Annotated in this window: 15 protein-coding genes; 11 read left to right on the plus strand and 4 right to left on the minus strand. The window is 61.8% G+C overall.

The window, feature by feature from the left end:
- Positions 1-109 precede the first annotated feature (109 nt).
- Both FX984_RS16700 and rarD read left to right on the plus strand, forming a co-directional pair.
- Positions 110-1,084, plus strand: coding sequence for a serine/threonine protein kinase (locus FX984_RS16700; RefSeq protein ID WP_027605955.1), 975 nt, complete (start codon positions 110-112; stop codon positions 1,082-1,084).
- Positions 1,085-1,206: 122 nt separating this feature from the next.
- Complete coding sequence (rarD, locus tag FX984_RS16705; RefSeq protein WP_027605956.1) at positions 1,207-2,091, plus strand: EamA family transporter RarD; 885 nt, start codon at positions 1,207-1,209, stop codon at positions 2,089-2,091.
- Between the two features lie 222 nt (positions 2,092-2,313).
- Here rarD and FX984_RS16710 read toward each other — a convergent pair whose 3' ends face one another.
- Positions 2,314-2,826: a glycine cleavage system transcriptional repressor gene (locus FX984_RS16710; RefSeq protein WP_027605957.1), complete on the minus strand. Its 513-nt coding sequence runs from the start codon at positions 2,824-2,826 to the stop codon at positions 2,314-2,316.
- A gap of 266 nt (positions 2,827-3,092) precedes the next feature.
- Between FX984_RS16710 and FX984_RS16715 the strand changes: the two genes are divergently transcribed.
- Positions 3,093-5,270, plus strand: coding sequence for a malate synthase G (locus FX984_RS16715; protein WP_146477695.1), 2,178 nt, complete (start codon positions 3,093-3,095; stop codon positions 5,268-5,270).
- 252 nt (positions 5,271-5,522) lie between these two features.
- On the opposite strand, the gene FX984_RS16720 is transcribed toward FX984_RS16715, so the two are convergent.
- On the minus strand, positions 5,523-5,915 hold the full coding sequence (locus FX984_RS16720) for a hypothetical protein (RefSeq protein WP_027605959.1): 393 nt from the start codon (positions 5,913-5,915) through the stop codon (positions 5,523-5,525).
- 130 nt (positions 5,916-6,045) lie between these two features.
- The gene (locus tag FX984_RS16725) at positions 6,046-6,492 is read right to left on the minus strand and encodes a response regulator (protein ID WP_027605960.1); all 447 of its coding nucleotides are present in this window, start codon (positions 6,490-6,492) and stop codon (positions 6,046-6,048) included.
- Between the two features lie 246 nt (positions 6,493-6,738).
- Here FX984_RS16725 and FX984_RS16730 point away from each other — a divergent pair, with 246 nt between their 5' ends.
- From FX984_RS16730 to FX984_RS16765, 8 genes are all read left to right on the plus strand, one after another.
- A complete protein-coding gene (locus tag FX984_RS16730; RefSeq protein ID WP_043293577.1) occupies positions 6,739-8,661 on the plus strand; it encodes a putative nucleotidyltransferase substrate binding domain-containing protein in 1,923 nt (640 codons plus the stop codon).
- Entirely contained in the window at positions 8,658-9,365 is a 708-nt protein-coding gene (locus FX984_RS16735; protein WP_027605962.1) for a 3'-5' exonuclease, read from the plus strand. Before FX984_RS16730 ends, FX984_RS16735 begins: the two co-directional genes overlap by 4 nt.
- 100 nt (positions 9,366-9,465) lie before the next feature.
- The gene (locus FX984_RS16740; RefSeq protein WP_027605963.1) at positions 9,466-9,984 is read left to right on the plus strand and encodes an RNA polymerase sigma factor; all 519 of its coding nucleotides are present in this window, start codon (positions 9,466-9,468) and stop codon (positions 9,982-9,984) included.
- Complete coding sequence (locus FX984_RS16745; protein ID WP_146477693.1) at positions 9,981-10,961, plus strand: FecR domain-containing protein; 981 nt, start codon at positions 9,981-9,983, stop codon at positions 10,959-10,961. Before FX984_RS16740 ends, FX984_RS16745 begins: the two co-directional genes overlap by 4 nt.
- 86 nt (positions 10,962-11,047) lie before the next feature.
- Complete coding sequence (locus FX984_RS16750) at positions 11,048-13,480, plus strand: TonB-dependent siderophore receptor (RefSeq protein ID WP_146477691.1); 2,433 nt, start codon at positions 11,048-11,050, stop codon at positions 13,478-13,480.
- A gap of 62 nt (positions 13,481-13,542) precedes the next feature.
- Entirely contained in the window at positions 13,543-14,646 is a 1,104-nt protein-coding gene (locus tag FX984_RS16755; RefSeq protein WP_027605966.1) for a PepSY-associated TM helix domain-containing protein, read from the plus strand.
- Entirely contained in the window at positions 14,643-14,825 is a 183-nt protein-coding gene (locus tag FX984_RS16760) for a hypothetical protein (RefSeq protein ID WP_027605967.1), read from the plus strand. Before FX984_RS16755 ends, FX984_RS16760 begins: the two co-directional genes overlap by 4 nt.
- Before the next feature lie 169 nt (positions 14,826-14,994).
- Positions 14,995-15,624 carry a glutathione S-transferase gene (locus FX984_RS16765; protein WP_027605968.1) on the plus strand — a complete coding sequence of 210 codons (630 nt, stop codon included), beginning with the start codon at positions 14,995-14,997 and terminating at the stop codon, positions 15,622-15,624.
- Between the two features lie 186 nt (positions 15,625-15,810).
- Here FX984_RS16765 and creD read toward each other — a convergent pair whose 3' ends face one another.
- Positions 15,811-17,184, minus strand: a complete 1,374-nt coding sequence (gene creD / locus FX984_RS16770; protein ID WP_027605969.1) for a cell envelope integrity protein CreD — start codon at positions 17,182-17,184, stop codon at positions 15,811-15,813.
- Positions 17,185-17,189: the final 5 nt, after the last annotated feature.

Genomic DNA, 17,189 nt, shown 5'->3' on the forward strand with positions numbered 1-17,189 from the left:
TGGGAGGGGGCTTGCCCCCGATGACAATGGCACAGGCGCCCCCTATCTCCAGCCTGGTGCGGTACCATACCCGGCCGGACGCGGCGCCCTGCTGCGCGCAGGAGTTCGCATGGCCCATCCGTTTGAAACCCTCACACCCGACCTGGTACTCGACGCTGTCGAAAGCATCGGTTTCCTCAGCGACGCTCGCGTTCTGGCGCTCAACAGCTACGAAAACCGCGTGTATCAGGTGGGCATCGAAGACTCCGAACCGCTGATCGCCAAGTTCTACCGCCCCCAGCGCTGGACCAACGAAGCGATCCTCGAAGAGCACCGTTTCACCTTCGAGTTGGCCGAGTGCGACGTGCCGGTGGTCGCGCCGATGATTCATAACGGCGAAAGCCTGTTCGAACACGCCGGTTTCCGCTTCACCCTGTTCCCCCGCCGTGGCGGCCGCGCACCGGAGCCGGGCAACCTTGACCAGCTTTATCGCCTTGGGCAACTGCTCGGCCGCTTGCACGCCGTGGGTTCCACCCGCCCGTTCGAACACCGCGAAGCCTTGGGTGTGAAGAACTTCGGCCACGACTCCCTCACCACCCTGCTCGAAGGCAATTTCATTCCCAAGAGCCTGCTGCCAGCCTACGAGTCCGTGGCCCGCGACCTGCTCAAGCGCGTGGAAGAGGTCTACAAAGCCACGCCGCACAAAAACATCCGCATGCACGGCGATTGCCACCCCGGCAACATGATGTGCCGCGATGAGATGTTCCACATCGTCGACCTCGACGACTGCCGCATGGGCCCGGCGGTGCAGGACTTATGGATGATGCTCGCCGGTGATCGCCAGGAATGCCTGGGCCAGCTGTCGGAACTGATGGACGGCTACCAGGAATTCCACGACTTCGACCCGCGTGAACTGGCGCTGATCGAGCCGCTGCGCGCGTTGCGCCTGATGCACTACAGCGCGTGGCTGGCACGGCGCTGGGATGATCCGGCTTTCCCCCACAGCTTCCCGTGGTTCGGCAGCGAGCGGTATTGGGGCGACCAGGTGCTGGCGCTGCGCGAGCAACTCTCAGCGCTCAACGAAGAGCCGCTGAAACTCTTCTGATTGCTTTTAATGTGGGAGGGAGCCCCTCCCACACAAAGCAGACCGCATTACCAAGCCAGTCCCATTGGTTGACAAATATCCTTACAATCGCCCTTTGTTAGCTGCCTAAGCAAGGATTACGCATGCAAGCCGCCAACCCCCGCAAGGGGTACATCCTGGGCCTGAGCGCCTATGTCATCTGGGGTCTGTTCCCGCTCTACTTCAAAGCCATCGCCAGTGTGCCCGCCGCCGAAATCATCGTGCACCGGGTGCTGTGGTCAGCGCTGTTCGGTGGTTTGCTGCTGATGGTGTGGAAGCACCCGGGCTGGTTCCGCGAACTGCGCGACAACCCCAGGCGCCTGGCAATCCTGGCACTCAGCGGTTCGTTGATCGCCGGTAACTGGCTGACCTATGTGTGGTCGGTGAACAGCGGGCGTATGCTTGAAGCCAGCCTGGGTTACTACATCAACCCGCTGGTGAATGTGCTGCTGGGCATGCTGCTCCTCGGCGAGCGCCTGCGCCGCCTGCAATGGGTGGCCGTGGGGCTGGCCGCAGTGGGTGTGGCGCAACAGGTGTGGCAGGTGGGCAGCTTGCCGTGGGTATCGTTGGTACTGGCGCTGACCTTCGGTTTCTACGGCCTGATCCGCAAGCAGGCGCCGGTCAAGGCGCTGCCGGGGCTGGTGGTGGAGACCTGGATGCTGGTGCCGATTGCGGTGGCCTGGTTGTTGTTCAACCCGTCGGCCCACAGTGCGCAACTGGCGTTCTGGAGCACATCCGAAGCCTGGTGGCTGGTGGCGGCCGGCCCGGTGACGTTGATCCCGCTGGTGTGCTTCAACGCCGCCGCACGGCATTTGCCCTACACCGCCTTGGGCTTTTTGCAGTATGTGGCACCGACCCTGGTGTTGCTGGAAGCGGTGCTGCTGTTCGGTGAGCACCTGGCGTCAAGCACGCTGATCGCGTTTGCCTTTATCTGGGCCGGGCTGGTGGTCTACAGCGTCGATGCCTGGTTGAGCGTGCGCAAACGCTGATCAAATAACGTACAAACCTCTGCAAGCCCCAGCCGGCCTGGCTTGCAGAGATCCACCCCAAGGTTATCCACAACCTGGTCCCCGCCATTTGTGCACAAGCCCTTGAAATTGCTCGTTTTTTGCACAGTTGGCGGAGAAGCCCGGTGGGCGTGGCCTGGCGCCGGGTCTCTACAGGTTATCCACAGGCCCATGCAAGATTTCCATGCATAACCTTGTGGGTGGTTATTCCTCGCTGTGCAGTTCCACCATCAGATCATCCGCCAGGGTTTCCAGGGATTCCTGCAACGCCTCCAAGGACAAGCTCGACGGCACCTGCAACAACGCCTCGGCGCTGAACAGCGGATCACCGCTCATCGGTGCCGGGCGTACATCGGTGCTCAAGCGCTCCAGGTTGACGCCCTGCTTGCTCAACAGCGCCGTGATCTCGCGCACGATGCCCGAGCGGTCGTTGCCCAGCAGCGTCATCACGATCGACTTGGACGCCGATGCCTGGCCACTGCTGCCCTCGCCCACCAGCACGCGAATACCGTGTGTGGATAAATCCTCCAAAGCCCCCACCAAGGCCTGACGACTCTCGGCAGGCACGCTGACCCGCAGGATCCCGGCGAACTGCCCGGCCATATGCGCCATTCGGCTTTCCAACCAGTTGCCGCCGTGGGCCGCGATGTTCTGCGCGATGCGTTCCACCAGGCCGGGTTTGTCGGCGGCGATAATAGTGAGTACAAGATGGTCCATGGCGAAGCCCTCTGAATTCAATCTACAAGGTGGACCCGGGGGCCCGCGAAAACAAATCGTGTACCATTTTTATATTTATCTGGAACAATCCAATAGTTTTTTGAGAACATCCGGTTCTCCGCTGTGACCGTACGACCAAAGTGGGTCGCTAAACGACGTATTTAGTCTAATTTTCACAACCGCAAGTCATCATGTAGTATGCCCTCCCGTGCACTACATAATGAAAATCCGAAACAGCGCATAAGCTCCGCAGAGTGAGGCAAGCAATGACTGAACACGTTCAAGTCGGTGGCCTGCAGGTCGCCAAAGTCCTGTTCGACTTCGTGAACAACGAAGCCATTCCCGGTACCGGCATCACTGCCGACCAGTTCTGGGCCGGCGCCGACAAGGTCATCCACGACCTGGCGCCGAAGAACAAAGCCCTGCTCGCCAAACGCGACGATTTCCAGGCGCGGATCGATACCTGGCACCAGGCCCACGCCGGCCAGGCCCATGACCCGGTGGCCTACAAAGCCTTCCTGCAAGACATCGGATATCTGCTGCCAGAAGCCGCAGACTTCCAGGCCTCGACCCAAAACGTCGATGACGAGATCGCCCGCATGGCCGGCCCGCAGCTGGTGGTGCCGGTGATGAACGCCCGCTTCGCCCTCAACGCGTCCAATGCACGTTGGGGCTCGCTGTACGACGCCCTGTATGGCACCGACGCCATCAGCGAAGCCGACGGCGCCGAGAAGGGCAAGGGCTACAACAAAGTGCGTGGCGACAAGGTCATTGCCTTCGCCCGCGCCTTCCTCGACGAAGCCGCGCCACTGAGCGCCGGCAGCCACGTCGATTCCACCGGCTACAAGATCGCCGACGGCAAGCTGATCGTCAGCCTCAAGGGCGGCAGCAACAGCGGCCTGCGTGACGACGCCCAGTTGATCGGTTTCCAGGGCCCTGCGGCCGAGCCGATCGCGATCCTGCTGAAACACAACGGCCTGCACTTCGAAATCCAGATCGACGCCAGCACCCCGGTTGGCCAGACCGATGCCGCCGGTGTCAAAGACGTGCTGATGGAAGCCGCACTCACCACCATCATGGACTGCGAAGACTCCGTCGCCGCCGTCGATGCCGATGACAAGGTGGTGATCTACCGCAACTGGCTCGGCCTGATGAAGGGCGACCTCGCCGAAGAAGTGGCCAAGGGCGGCAAGACCTTCACCCGCACCATGAACGCCGACCGCGTCTACACCGGCGTCGACGGCCAGGACGTGACGCTGCACGGCCGTTCGCTGCTGTTCGTGCGTAACGTTGGCCACTTGATGACCATCGACGCGATCCTCGACAAACACGGCAACGAAGTACCGGAAGGCATCCTCGACGGCCTGCTCACCAGCCTGGCGGCGATCCACAGCCTCAACGGCAACAACACACGCAAGAACAGCCGCACCGGCTCGGTGTACATCGTCAAGCCGAAGATGCACGGTCCGGAAGAAGCCGCGTTCACCAACGAGCTGTTCGGCCGCATCGAAGACGTGCTGAGCCTGCCGCGCAACACCCTCAAGGTCGGGATCATGGACGAGGAGCGCCGCACCACGGTCAACCTCAAGGCCTGCATCAAGGCGGCCAGCGAACGCGTGGTGTTTATCAACACCGGCTTCCTCGACCGCACGGGCGACGAGATCCACACCTCCATGGAAGCCGGCGCGATGGTGCGCAAGGCGGCGATGAAGGCGGAAAAATGGATCGGCGCCTACGAGAACTGGAACGTCGATATCGGCTTGAGCACCGGCCTGCAAGGCCGTGCACAGATCGGTAAAGGCATGTGGGCGATGCCCGACCTGATGGCGGCGATGCTCGAACAGAAAATCGCCCACCCACTGGCCGGCGCCAACACCGCCTGGGTGCCATCGCCGACAGCCGCCGCACTGCACGCGCTGCACTACCACAAGGTCGACGTATTCGCACGCCAGGCCGAACTGGCCAAGCGCGAACGCGCGTCGGTGGACGACATCCTCACCATTCCCCTGGCCAGCAACACCGATTGGTCCGACGAAGAAATCCGTAACGAACTGGACAACAACGCCCAGGGCATCCTCGGCTATGTCGTGCGCTGGATCGACCAAGGCGTGGGCTGCTCGAAAGTGCCGGACATCAATGACGTCGGCCTGATGGAAGACCGCGCCACCCTGCGCATCTCCAGCCAGCACATTGCCAACTGGCTGCGCCACGGCATCGTCAACGAAGCCCAGGTGATGGAAAGCCTCAAGCGCATGGCGCCGGTGGTGGACCGTCAGAATGCCGGGGATGCGCTGTACCGCCCACTGGCACCGGATTTCGACAGCAATATCGCGTTCCAGGCAGCGGTGGAGTTGGTGATTGAAGGGACCAAACAGCCGAATGGCTATACCGAGCCGGTGTTGCACCGTCGGCGTCGGGAGTTCAAGGCCAGGAATGGCCTTTGAGTAAAAGCTAGCAATGCCGAAGCCCTGATCACTCGATCAGGGCTTCGGTCTTGATATCCACCATTATTTAATCGCGGCACTCAATCAGAATTGCCTATTATCAAGACCAGCTTGAATCAGAGACCGCAGGTCGATTAGAAACTTTGCAACCCCAGCAACTGACCTGCTTAATCCAAAACCTCATAAATAACTGCTGAATATAAAGAGCCCTGAAGATAAGGACTCTTTATTTACATTGAAAAAAGCTAATAACTAGACCGTCATATCATATTTACCATAGAACGTCGCAGTTCCACCCGACCCGGTAACGGTCACATTTTTCAGCTCACCCTTAAAGGTTCCACCGGTAACAGTCACGCTGATTGTTCCACCGGTTACATTGTCAAAATCTGCGCCTGCCGGACTCTTGTACTCGAGACCAAAAGACCCCGCTGGCAGTTCATTCAGTCCATCCGACAAGCGCTTGCCGTATTGAATACGCAGCTCCACGCTATTCACTTCCATATGAATATAAAATCGATCTCCAGAAAAGTAATTCGCGTGAAAGCCTTCAGAGTGCCCGTCCGTTACGACGGTGATGGTTGATGACCCGGAGCCACGATGGGACTGCTCAATCTTGCTAACCGTTTGTTTTTCAGTACTCATGATAAACTCCTGTTTAACTCATCAAGTAGGGGCATCGATCCCAACCAGCCCCCTCGCAACGATTAAACAGGCCACGCTTAAAACGCCGATACTGTGAAATCTGACAGTCCCGACCAACGGTGTCAGCCGTCTACTGCGCCATCCCCAACTCCCGCTTGACCAACTTCGCCAACTTCACGCTGTCGATCGGCTTGAGCAAAAAATCCACCACGCTCAAATGCATCGCATCAATCACATCCGGCGCTTCGGCATCCCCCGACATGATGATGATCGGCAGCGCCGCGCGGGTGGATTCGCGCACCTGCTTGATCAACTCCAGACCATTGCTGGGTTTCATGCGCAGATCGGTGATCAGCAAACCGATGGAACTGCTGGACTTCAATAAATCCCACGCGGCCTCGCCACTGTCGGCCGTCATGCAGCGAATACCGTCCAAGCCCAGGATCTCCGCCAGCAGTTCACGCGCGTCCTTGTCGTCATCAACAATCAACACGCGTTGTGGCGGTAAATCAGGCTCCAGCATCACGGCGCTGAGCGCCTCGCGCTCGGCATCACTCAAAATATCGTGGTCGGACATACGTTTCTCAGCGGTTTTCGACAATCTTCCAGCACACTCGTCAGACATCTGCGGAAGGGCGTTCAATGTGCACTTCGTCGGAAAGTTTGCCTAGTGGGTGTTCTACGGGGTTTGGACGATAGTCGTGTAAGGTTTTTCCCTAGTTCTGCGGCGTTTTCATCGACCTAGACTTACGTCCAATGGGCACCCGCCGCTCAGGAGTCGACCATGCAGGACGATAACGACAAAAAAATTGCGGTCATGGTTATGAGTAAAGCTGATGCCTTCGCCCAGGCGGGAAAAACTGCTGTCTTGCAGAACATCCACGGCACCCTGCAGTTCCTGCAACGCTTCCCACCGTTCAACCAGATGGAAAACGCGCACCTGGCGTTTCTGGTGGAACAGTGCCAACTGCGCTTCTTCGGCCCCGGCGAGAGCATCCTCAAGCCGTCGGGCGGGCCGGTGGAACACTTCTACATCGTCAAGCAGGGCCGCGTCGTGGGTGAACGGCCGGACGCCACGCAAGCCACCTTCGAAATCACCACCGGCGAGTGTTTCCCCCTCGCTGCATTGTTAGGTGAACGTGCCACCCGCACCGAGCATAAAGCCGCCGAAGACACCTTCTGCCTGCAACTGAACAAGCCGGCCTTTATCAAGCTGTTCGCGCTGTCCAGCCCGTTCCGCGACTTCGCCCTGCGCGGTGTCAGCAGCCTGCTCGACCAGGTCAACCAGCAAGTGCAGCAAAAAGCCGTGGAAACCCTCGGCACCCAATATTCCTTGAATACCCGCCTGGGCGAATTGGCGATGCGCCATCCGGTCACCTGCAGCCCGCAGACACCGTTGCGTGAAGCGGTAACGCTGATGCATGAGCAGCAGGTGGGCAGCATTGTGATTGTCGATGAACACAAGGCGCCCCTGGGCATTTTCACCCTGCGCGACCTGCGCCAGGTGGTGGCCGACGGCACCGGCGACTTCAGCCAGGGCATTGAAGGCCATATGACCCAGGCGCCGTTCTTTTTAACGCCGGACCACAGCGCCTTCGATGCGGCCATCGCCATGACCGAGCGGCATATCGCCCACGTCTGCCTGGTCAAGGACCAGCGCCTGTGCGGCGTGGTGTCCGAGCGCGACCTGTTTTCCCTGCAACGGGTCGACCTGGTGCACCTGGCCCGCACCATCCGCAATGCGCCACGGGTGGAGAACCTGGTAGCGCTGCGCGGTGAGATCGGCCAACTGGTGGAGCGCATGCTCGCCCATGGCGCGTCGTCGACCCAGATCACCCACATCATTACCCTGCTCAACGATCACACCGTGTGCCGGGTGATCGAGCTGACCCTGGCCGAAAAAGGCGACCCCGGCGTGCCGTTCAGTTGGCTGTGTTTCGGCAGCGAAGGCCGGCGCGAGCAGACGCTGTACACCGACCAGGACAACGGCATCCTGTTCGAAGCCAGGGACGCGGTGGAAGCCGCCGAGATTCGCGGGCGGTTGCTGCCCCTGGCACAGCAGATCAACCAGAGCCTGGCGCTGTGCGGGTTCAGCCTGTGCAAGGGCAACATCATGGCCGGTAATCCCGAGCTGTGCCTCTCGCGGGCGGAATGGGCGCGGCGGTTTGCGGCGTTTATTCGCGAGGCGACGCCGGAGAACCTGCTGGGCTCGAGTATCTATTTCGACCTGCGCGTGGTGTGGGGCGATGAACGCGGCTGTGAGCAACTGCGCCAGGGCATTCTCGACCAGGTCGGGGATAACCGGCTGTTCCAGCGCATGCTGGCCGAGAATGCCTTGCGCCAGCGCCCGCCTGTAGGGCGTTTCCGCGATTTTGTGCTGACCCGCAAAGGCGCGGAAAAGGCCACCCTCGACCTCAAGGTGCAGGGCCTGACCCCCTTTGTCGACGGCGCACGCCTGTTGGCCCTGGCCAACGGCATCCACGCCAATAATACCCTGGAGCGCCTGCGCCAGCTGGTGGTCAAGGAAGTGATCGAGCCCCTGGACGGCGCCGCCTATGAAGAGGCCTATCACTTTATCCAGCAAACCCGTATGCAGCAGCATCAGTTGCAGACCCGCGAGAACCAGCCGTACTCCAACCGCGTCGACCCCGACAGCCTCAACCACCTGGACCGCCGCATCCTGCGCGAATCCCTGCGCCAGGCCCAGCGCCTGCAAAGCAGCCTGACCTTGCGGTATCAGCTGTGAGCTTGTTTGACTGGCTGCGCGCGGCCAAGCCCAGACTCGATACAACGCAACAACGGCGCCTGGAGCAATTACCCAGGCCCGTAGTGTTGGGCGACAGCACGTTGCGCAGCCAGCGTTGGGTGGTGGTGGACCTGGAAACCAGCGGCCTGAATCTCAACCGTGACCAGGTGCTGTCCATCGGCGCGGTGGTGATCGAGGACGGCGCAGTGGATTTTTCCCAACTGTTCGAGCGCACCCTGCACCGCGCCGACACCAAACTCAGCCCCAGCGTGCTGATCCACGGCCTCGGCCCCAGCGCCATCGCGGCGGGCAGCGACCCGGCCGAGGCCCTGCTGGACTTCATGGAGTTCGTCGGCGACAGCCCGCTGCTCGCCTTCCACGCGCCATTCGATCAACACATGCTGGGCCGCGCGCTCAAGGACAGCCTGGGGTATCGCCTGGCCCATCCGTTCCTCGATGTAGCCGACATCGCCCCGCTGCTGTGCCCCGAGGCGCATATCCGCGAGGCCGGCCTGGACGACTGGATCAACCACTTCAACCTGCACGTGGGCGAACGCCATCACGCCAGCGCCGATGCCCTGGCCACGGCGGAGCTGATGCTGATCCTGTTCAGCCGCGCGCGTCAGCAGCAGATCGACACGCCTCAGGCGCTGCAGGAGCGTTTGAGCCAATGGAAACGGCGTAAACACGCGCCATCGTTTTAATGTCATCTCCCGACGGACGCCAATTGCGCCCGCTCCACGCCTCTGACACAATCGCGAATAATTCTCGTTATTTTAAACCTTTTGTTTATTCGGTGATGCCTTGTCGTCGGTCCAGAACCCACACAGTGAGCTTGTTGGTGCGTTGTATCGCGACCATCGTGGCTGGCTGCTGGCCTGGCTGCGGCGCAATGTGGCCTGCCCGAGCCGTGCCGAAGACCTGAGCCAGGACACCTTCATGCGCCTGCTCGGCCGTGACGAGTTGCGCGAGCCCCGCGAACCACGGGCGTTTCTGGTGGCCATCGCCAAGGGCTTGCTGTTCGACTACTTCCGCCGCGCGGCCCTCGAACAGGCCTACCTCAGCGAACTGATGCTGATCCCGGAAAGCGAACACCCTTCGCCGGAAGAACAGCAACTGATCCTCGAAGACCTCAAGGCCATCGACCGCCTGCTCGGCAAGCTGTCGAGCAAGGCCCGCGCCGCCTTCCTCTATAACCGCCTCGACGGCCTGGGCCATGCCGAAATTGCCCAGCGCCTGGGGGTGTCGGTGCCGCGTGTACGCCAGTACCTGGCCCAGGGCATTCGCCAGTGCTACATCGCCCTGTATGGCGAGCCGCTGTGAACGTGATCAGCTCCAAGCCCGTGTCGGCCCGTGTCCTGGATGCGGCCATTGCCTGGCAGTTGTCCCTCGATTCGGGTGATGGCAGCGCGGTAGAGCGCGAAGAATTCAGCAAATGGCTGGCCAGCGATGAAGAGCACGCCCGTGCCTGGCGCCAACTGGGCATGCTCGACCAGCGTTTCAGCGTGGCCTCGGGCCCGGCGCGCGCAGCGTTGTTACAGTCGCGCGAGGGCATTCGCCAGCGCGTGCGCAAGCTCGGCAGCGGCCTGGCGAGCATTGCCCTGGTGTGCGGCCTGGCGTTGTTTGCCGGCGAGCGCTACGTGCCGATCCACTATTGGCTGGCCGACCAGCGCACCGCCACCGGGGAGCAGCGCACGCTGAAACTGGCGGACGGTACGTTGATCAACCTCAACACCCACAGCGCCATCGACGTGCGCTTCGATGAGAAGCGCCGGCTGATCGTGTTGCAGGAAGGCGAAATCCTCGTCGAAACCGGCCACAACGATGCGCGCCCGTTTTATGTGCAAACCCGCGACGGCAGCCTGCGCGCGCTGGGCACGCGGTTTATCGTCAAGCGCGAAGACGACGCGACGCGCCTGAGCGTGCTGCAATCGGCGGTGGGCGCCCAGCCCGAAGCGCTGCAACGGGAACAGGTGTTCAAGGCAGGCCAACAAGTGTTGATGCGCAGCGACGGCCTCGGCCCCGCACTGGCCGTCACCCCCGCCAGCGATGCCTGGACGCGCGGTATGCTGGTGGTCGACAACGCCCGTCTGGGCGATGTGGTGCAGGAACTCAGTCGCTACCGCACCGGCCATCTGGGTGTGGATAAAACCGTGGCGGACCTGCGCATCACCGGCAGCTTCCCGCTGCACGACACCACCCTGGCGCTCAACGCGCTGCTGCCCACCCTGCCGGTGCAGATCGAACAGCACACGCCGTGGTGGGTGACGGTTGTCGCCAAGACACCTGAGGCCAAATAAAAAATATTTTCCACCGGCCCTATCACTTTTTAAATCTCGCTCGGCACATAGGCAATTGCGAATTACTTCCATTCAGGAGCCGCCCTATGTCCCGCACGCTAGACACCTTGTTGCGCCCCAGCCTGTTAGCCGTGGCCATTGCCCTCAGCGCCCCGCTGGCCAGCACTGCGCTGATTGCCGCCGAACAAGCCTCCAGCGTGCGCGCCTACAACCTGCCGGCCGCGCCCTTGACCAGCACCCTGAACCAGATCGCCAGCCAGGCCGGCCTGGCACTGACCCTCAACCCAGCGTTGGCCTCGGGCAAGACCTCGGCCCCGGTCCAGGGCCAGTTCGATGCACCGGGCGCACTGCGTGAAGCCTTGCGTGGCACCGGCTTGCAGCTGGAGCAGAGCAGCGCCGGGACGTATACGCTGGTGGCGGTTCCGGAGGGGGTGATGGCGCTGCCGGTGACTAACATCACAGGGCAAGATGGCAACCAGGAAAGTGCCTGGGGCCCGGTACAAGGCTACCTGGCCACACGCACCGCCGCCGGCACCAAGACCGACACCGCCCTGGTGGAGGCCCCGCGTTCGATCTCCGTGGCCACCCGCGAGCAGATGCAGGATCGCAACGTGCAGAACCTGGACGACGCGGTCAAATACATGCCCGGCATCGTGTCCGCCAGCTATGGCAGCGACACCCGCTACGACTGGATGCGCGTGCGCGGCTTCGAGCCCACCCAGTTCCTCGACGGCCTGCCATTGCCGCGCGGCGTGTACGCCAACCCCAAAGCGGAAACCTGGAACCTCGACCGCCTCGCGCTGCTGCGTGGCCCGGCCTCGTCGGTGTACGGCCAGACCCCACCGGGCGGCCTGCTGGACATGGTCAGCCGACGCCCCAGCGCAGAGTCGAGCAACGCCATCCAAGTGCAATACGGCAGCGACAACTACCGCCAGATCAACTTCGCCAGCACCGGCAAGATCGATGATGAAGGCCAATTCCTCTATGGCCTCAGCGGCGTGGTACGCGATGCCGGCACCCAGGTCGATCACATCGACAACAAGCGCTACAACATTGCGCCGAGCCTGACCTGGAACATCGATACCGACACCAAGCTGACCCTGCTCTCGCAGTTCACCCGTGACGATACCGGGACCACCAGCCAGTTCATGCCGATCCAGGGCACCAAGATCAAATCGCCGCTGGGCGAGGTCTCCCACCACAAGAACCTGGGCGACCCGGACTACGAGTTCTACGATCGCACCTACTACGCGCTGGGCTATGCCTTCGAGCATCGTTTCAACGATACCTGGCAGTTCAAGCAAAACCTGCGCTATACCAAGTCGGATCTGTCGTTCCAGCAACTGACCGTGGGTTCCTACGCGTTCTCCCCCGCGGATGCAGCGGGCAATATCAGCCGCTCGACCACCAACGTCGACGAGGACATCGGCCAGTTCGCGGTGGATAACAACTTCCAGGCAGACTTTGCCACTGGCGATGTCATCCACACCCTGCTGCTCGGCCTGGACCACCAGCGCACCGATACCTCCTATCGCGCGATATTCGGGACGGCCTCGGGCACCAATATTTTCAACCCGATCAATACCCAGCCAACCCTGCGCCCGACCGATGTCCGACCTTTTTACGACTACAACCAGAAAACCGTGCAGACCGGTCTCTACGTGCAGGACCAGATGGCCCTGGATAAGTGGCGCCTGACCCTGGGCGGGCGTGAAGATTGGGTGCATCAGGGCACCACCTACTTCAACGACAGCGATGCGACCAACACTGACCGCATCAAACACTTCAGCGGCAACGCGGCGCTGAGCTATGTATTCGACTCGGGCTTCGTACCCTACTTGTCCTACGCCGAGTCGTTTCAACCGGCGAGCAACGCCGATACAAACGCGCTCAAGACGTTCAAGCCCACCGAAGGCAAGCAGTGGGAAATGGGGGTCAAGTATCAGCCGCCCGGCTCCAATACGTTGCTCAGTGCAGCGGTCTACGACCTGACCCAGAAGAATGTGCAGGTGACCACCCTCGGCGCTGGGGGCCAGCAAATCAACAGCCAGACCGGCGAAGTGAAGGTCAAGGGCCTGGAGTTGGAAGCCGTGTCCGATGTGACCGAGAACCTCAAGGTCATCGCCGCCTATACCTTGGCAAAATCCGAAGTGCAGAAAGGCATCTACAAAGGCAACCGCCTGACACTGATGCCCAACCAGCAAGCCTCGTTGTGGACCGACTACACCTGGCACACCGGTGTGCTTGACGGTTTCGGCATCGGCTTTGGCGCCCGTTACACCGGCAACACCTATGGCGACCAGGCCAACACCTGGCTGGGAAAGGCCAACGCCTATACCGTGTTTGACGGTGCGGTGCATTACGACCTGGGCCGCCTGGACAACAGCCTTAAGGGTGCATCAGTCAAGTTGAACGCCACCAACCTGTTCAACAAGGACTACCTGTCGACCTGTGATGGCAACTACTGCTACTTCGGCGACCAGCGCAGCGTCGTCGCCAGCGCCACCTACCAATGGTAATCGGCTGAGTTAACCATCGGGCCGCCCTTGTGGGCGGCTTTGGCGTGTCTGAAGGCTAGAACATGAAAAGCAAAACCATCCGCCGCTGGTCCTTCATCCACACCTGGACCAGCCTGATCTGCACGGTGTTCCTGCTGCTGCTCGCCCTCACCGGCCTGCCGCTGGTGTTTCACCATGAGATCGACCACCTGCTGGGCAACGAGCCCGAGCTGGCGCAGATGCCTGCCGATACGCCACAGCTCGACCTTGAGCAACTGGTGAGCAAGGCCCAGGCCCATCGCCCGGGCGAGGCCATGCAATACCTGGCGTGGGATGAAGATGACAAGAACGGCGTGATCGCGATCATGGCCGCCACAGCGGGGACCGAGCCCAACTCGTCCCACACCTTCATGCTCGACGCGCGCACCGGTGATGCGGTCGAGATGCCGTCGGCCAATGGCGGGTTCACCCTGTTCCTGCTGCGCCTGCATGTGGATATGTTCGCCGGCCTGCCGGGCAAGTTGCTGCTGGCATTCATGGGCGTTCTGTTTGTGCTGGCGATTGTCTCGGGCACGGTGCTGTACCTGCCGTTCATGCGCCGCTTGAAGTTCGCCACCGTGCGCCAGGACAAGTCCACGCGCCTGCGCTGGCTCGACCTGCACAACCTGATTGGCGTGGTCACGTTGACCTGGGCGCTGGTGGTGGGCGTGACCGGCGTGATCAGCGCCTGTGCCGACTTGATCATCGCCGCCTGGCGCACCGACAGCCTCAGCGCGATGATCGAACCCTACAAAAACGCCCCGCCTCTGACCCAACGCGCCCCCGCGAGCGAGCTGCTGAGCATCGCCGCCAAGGCCGCGCCCGGCATGCAGCCGGACTTTATCGCCTTCCCCGGCACACGCTTTTCCAGCGAGCACCATTACGCGGTGTTCATGAAGGGCAGCACACACCTGACCTCGCACCTGCTCACGCCGGTCCTGATCGACGCCAGCACCCTGGCCGTCACCGCCATCGCCGAACGGCCGTGGTACATGGACGCCATGGGCATGTCGCAGCCACTGCACTTCGGTGACTACGGCGGCATGCCGATGAAGATCCTCTGGGCGGCGCTGGATGTGCTGACCATCGTCGTCCTGGTGAGTGGGATTTACTTGTGGATCGTGCGGCGCAAGGCGGGCAAGGCATGAAGCCAAGGCAGTCGAGTTTCTGGAAGGTATTTGGCATTCCCCTGGGGATTGGCCTGCTCAGCGCCGCCGGGTTGTTTGCGGCGTTGCTGGGGGATGGGCTGTGGGATTCGTTGAGTTGGGTGGGGTTGGGCATCCCGGCCACCATTGGCATTTGGGCGTTGTTCAAGCGGCGTGGCTGAGGGCGCTATCGGGGGCAAGCCCCCTCCCACAGTTGACCGCGTGGTTATGACGAACGCGGGACACATGTGGGGATTGCCCCCGATGAGGCCCTCAAAAACACCCGCACTCCCCCTCGCCAGCCACCGCGCAACCCTCTAGGCTAGCCACAGTCCATTGTGAGGTTCGCCCATGTCCGCTCCCAGCATGACCTTATTCCACAACCCCGCGTCACCGTTCGTGCGTAAAGTCCGCGTGCTGCTGGCTGAAACCGGCCAGCAGGACCGCGTCGCCCTGCATGGCTGCATGCCGACCCCGGTCAACCCCGATGCGCAGCTGGTGCAAGACAACCCCGTGGGCAAGATCCCGGCCCTGCGCCTGGCCGACGGCAGCGTGCTGCACGACAGCCGGGTGATCCTCGACTACTTCGACCACCAGCACGTCGGCAACCCGCTGATCCCCCGCGATGGCTCGGCCCGCTGGCGGCGGCTGACCCTGGCTTCGATGGCCGACGGCATCATGGATGCCGCCGTGCTGGTGCGCTACGAGACCGCCCTGCGCCCGGTGGAAAAACACTGGGCGCCGTGGCTCGACGAGCAGCGCAACAAGATCCACCGCGCCCTCGCCGAGCTGGAACAGGACGCCATCGCCGAGCTGACCAGCCACTTCGATATCGCCTCGATCAGCGTGGCCTGCGCCTTGGGTTACCTCGACTTCCGCCATCCGGACATGCACTGGCGCTCGGACAACCCCAAGCTGGCCGCCTGGTACGCCGAGGTCAGCCAGCGGCCTTCGATGCTGGAGACCCAGCCGCCCGTGTGACGTTCACACCGACCCAATGTGGGAGCGGGCTTGCCCGCGATCGCGGTATGTCATTCAGCACAGCTGTTTCTGAACCACCGCTATCGCGTGCAAGCCCACTCCCACATTGGACGGTGGTGGTATTGAGGAATGTAACGATCCTTGCGGCTAACTGCGCCCCCACTTGCTGATCCTCCCGCAACCCGATCATTGCACCGCCTCCAGGTCGAACTGCAGGGGCTCGGCCGCCTTGCGCTTGCCCACGCCATACCAATCCAGTTTGCGCGTCAGCACCATCACCGTACCCAGCAGCCCGAACAGCAGCAGCGAGCCCATCAGCAGTGCGTAGTCCTCGGCACTCAACAGCCCGTACAGCAAGCCATACAGCGCCGCCAGCCCCGCCGAAAACCCCAGGCCATGGGCAACGCTGCGCAGCACGTGGCACACGTAGAAGCCGATCAACAGCACGCAGGCACTCGCCGAAATCAGGTAGGCCAAGGCAAAGCCCAGGTGCTCGGACAACGACAACAACAGCAGGTAGAAGAACGCCAAGGCAACGCCCACCAATGCGTACTGGACGGGGTGCACCGCCAGGCTCTTGAGCACTTCGAACAGGAAGAAACCGGCAAAGGTCAGGGCGATGAACAGCAGCGCGTATTTGATCGCGCGGTCGCTCTTGAGGTACTGGTCCACCGGGTCGATGAAGTTCACGCCGAAGCTGCGGTTGTTGAAGTCGTTGCAGCCCTGGCCGTCCAGGCAGGTTTGCAGGGCCTGTTCGAGGTTGGTGGAAAAGAATGAGGTCTGCCAGTTGGCCGTGAAGCCGTTGTCAGTCACTTCGCGCTGGGCCGGCAGGAAGTTGCCGATAAAGCTGGGGTGCGGCCAGTTGGAGGCCAGGGACACCTGGCTGGTCTTGCCTACCGGCACCACTTGCAGTTGCTCGGTGCCTTGCAGGCGCAGGTCGAAGGCGAAGTCCACTACAGCCGGTTTCCTGCTGTCCTGCTCCGGCAATGCCACATGCACGCCCTCCCCCAGCCAGTCCACTTGGGAGCCCGGTTCGAACTCCAGGCGCTGGCTGCCCAGCTCCAGCTTCAGCGCATTTTCGATGCCGCGAATATCGCTGATCCCCACCGCCAGAAACGCCGGCTCAAAGCGGTAATCGGCAAAGTCTTCGGTGATGCCCAACTGCGCAGGCAGCTCGAAACGCCCGCTGATACGGTTGTCGGCATGGAACAGCCGCGCCTGGTAAATCCCCCGTGCGCGCAGTTCGGTCTGCACCTTGCCGTCGAGCTCAAAACGGTCCGGCAGGAAATACAGGCGACCCCGCTCTTCACGGGTGACCTCGTAGCGCTTGTTGAGCTTTTCATTGAGCTTCCACTCGCGCACGGTCTTGCGATACGGCACCACCATCACCGGGCCGGTGAGGCGCTGGGCGTAGCTGGAACTGCGCGCGATGTCCATCAGGACGCCGTCGCGCAGTTGCTGGCGGTCACTGATGATACCGTTGATCATCAGTAACGGAATCAGCAACAGCAGGATCAGCAGCGCAATCGCGCCAAGTTTGAAAAGCAGGCTGCGGTTCATGGGTC

This window comes from Pseudomonas marginalis (assembly GCF_008692035.1).
Lineage (GTDB): Bacteria > Pseudomonadota > Gammaproteobacteria > Pseudomonadales > Pseudomonadaceae > Aquipseudomonas > Aquipseudomonas marginalis.

What these genes read in the sequence shown, in the direction of transcription:
- FX984_RS16750 (WP_146477691.1), top strand. Translation starts at nt 11,048, where the DNA reads ATGTCCCGCACGCTAGACACCTTGTTGCGCCCCAGCCTGTTAGCCGTG.
- FX984_RS16755 (WP_027605966.1), top strand. Translation starts at nt 13,543, where the DNA reads ATGAAAAGCAAAACCATCCGCCGCTGGTCCTTCATCCACACCTGGACC.
- FX984_RS16720 (WP_027605959.1), bottom strand. Translation starts at nt 5,915, where the DNA reads ATGAGTACTGAAAAACAAACGGTTAGCAAGATTGAGCAGTCCCATCGT.
- FX984_RS16730 (WP_043293577.1), top strand. Translation starts at nt 6,739, where the DNA reads ATGAGTAAAGCTGATGCCTTCGCCCAGGCGGGAAAAACTGCTGTCTTG.
- FX984_RS16715 (WP_146477695.1), top strand. Translation starts at nt 3,093, where the DNA reads ATGACTGAACACGTTCAAGTCGGTGGCCTGCAGGTCGCCAAAGTCCTG.
- FX984_RS16760 (WP_027605967.1), top strand. Translation starts at nt 14,643, where the DNA reads ATGAAGCCAAGGCAGTCGAGTTTCTGGAAGGTATTTGGCATTCCCCTG.
- rarD (WP_027605956.1), top strand. Translation starts at nt 1,207, where the DNA reads ATGCAAGCCGCCAACCCCCGCAAGGGGTACATCCTGGGCCTGAGCGCC.
- FX984_RS16725 (WP_027605960.1), bottom strand. Translation starts at nt 6,492, where the DNA reads ATGTCCGACCACGATATTTTGAGTGATGCCGAGCGCGAGGCGCTCAGC.
- creD (WP_027605969.1), bottom strand. Translation starts at nt 17,184, where the DNA reads ATGAACCGCAGCCTGCTTTTCAAACTTGGCGCGATTGCGCTGCTGATC.
- FX984_RS16710 (WP_027605957.1), bottom strand. Translation starts at nt 2,826, where the DNA reads ATGGACCATCTTGTACTCACTATTATCGCCGCCGACAAACCCGGCCTG.
- FX984_RS16700 (WP_027605955.1), top strand. Translation starts at nt 110, where the DNA reads ATGGCCCATCCGTTTGAAACCCTCACACCCGACCTGGTACTCGACGCT.
- FX984_RS16765 (WP_027605968.1), top strand. Translation starts at nt 14,995, where the DNA reads ATGTCCGCTCCCAGCATGACCTTATTCCACAACCCCGCGTCACCGTTC.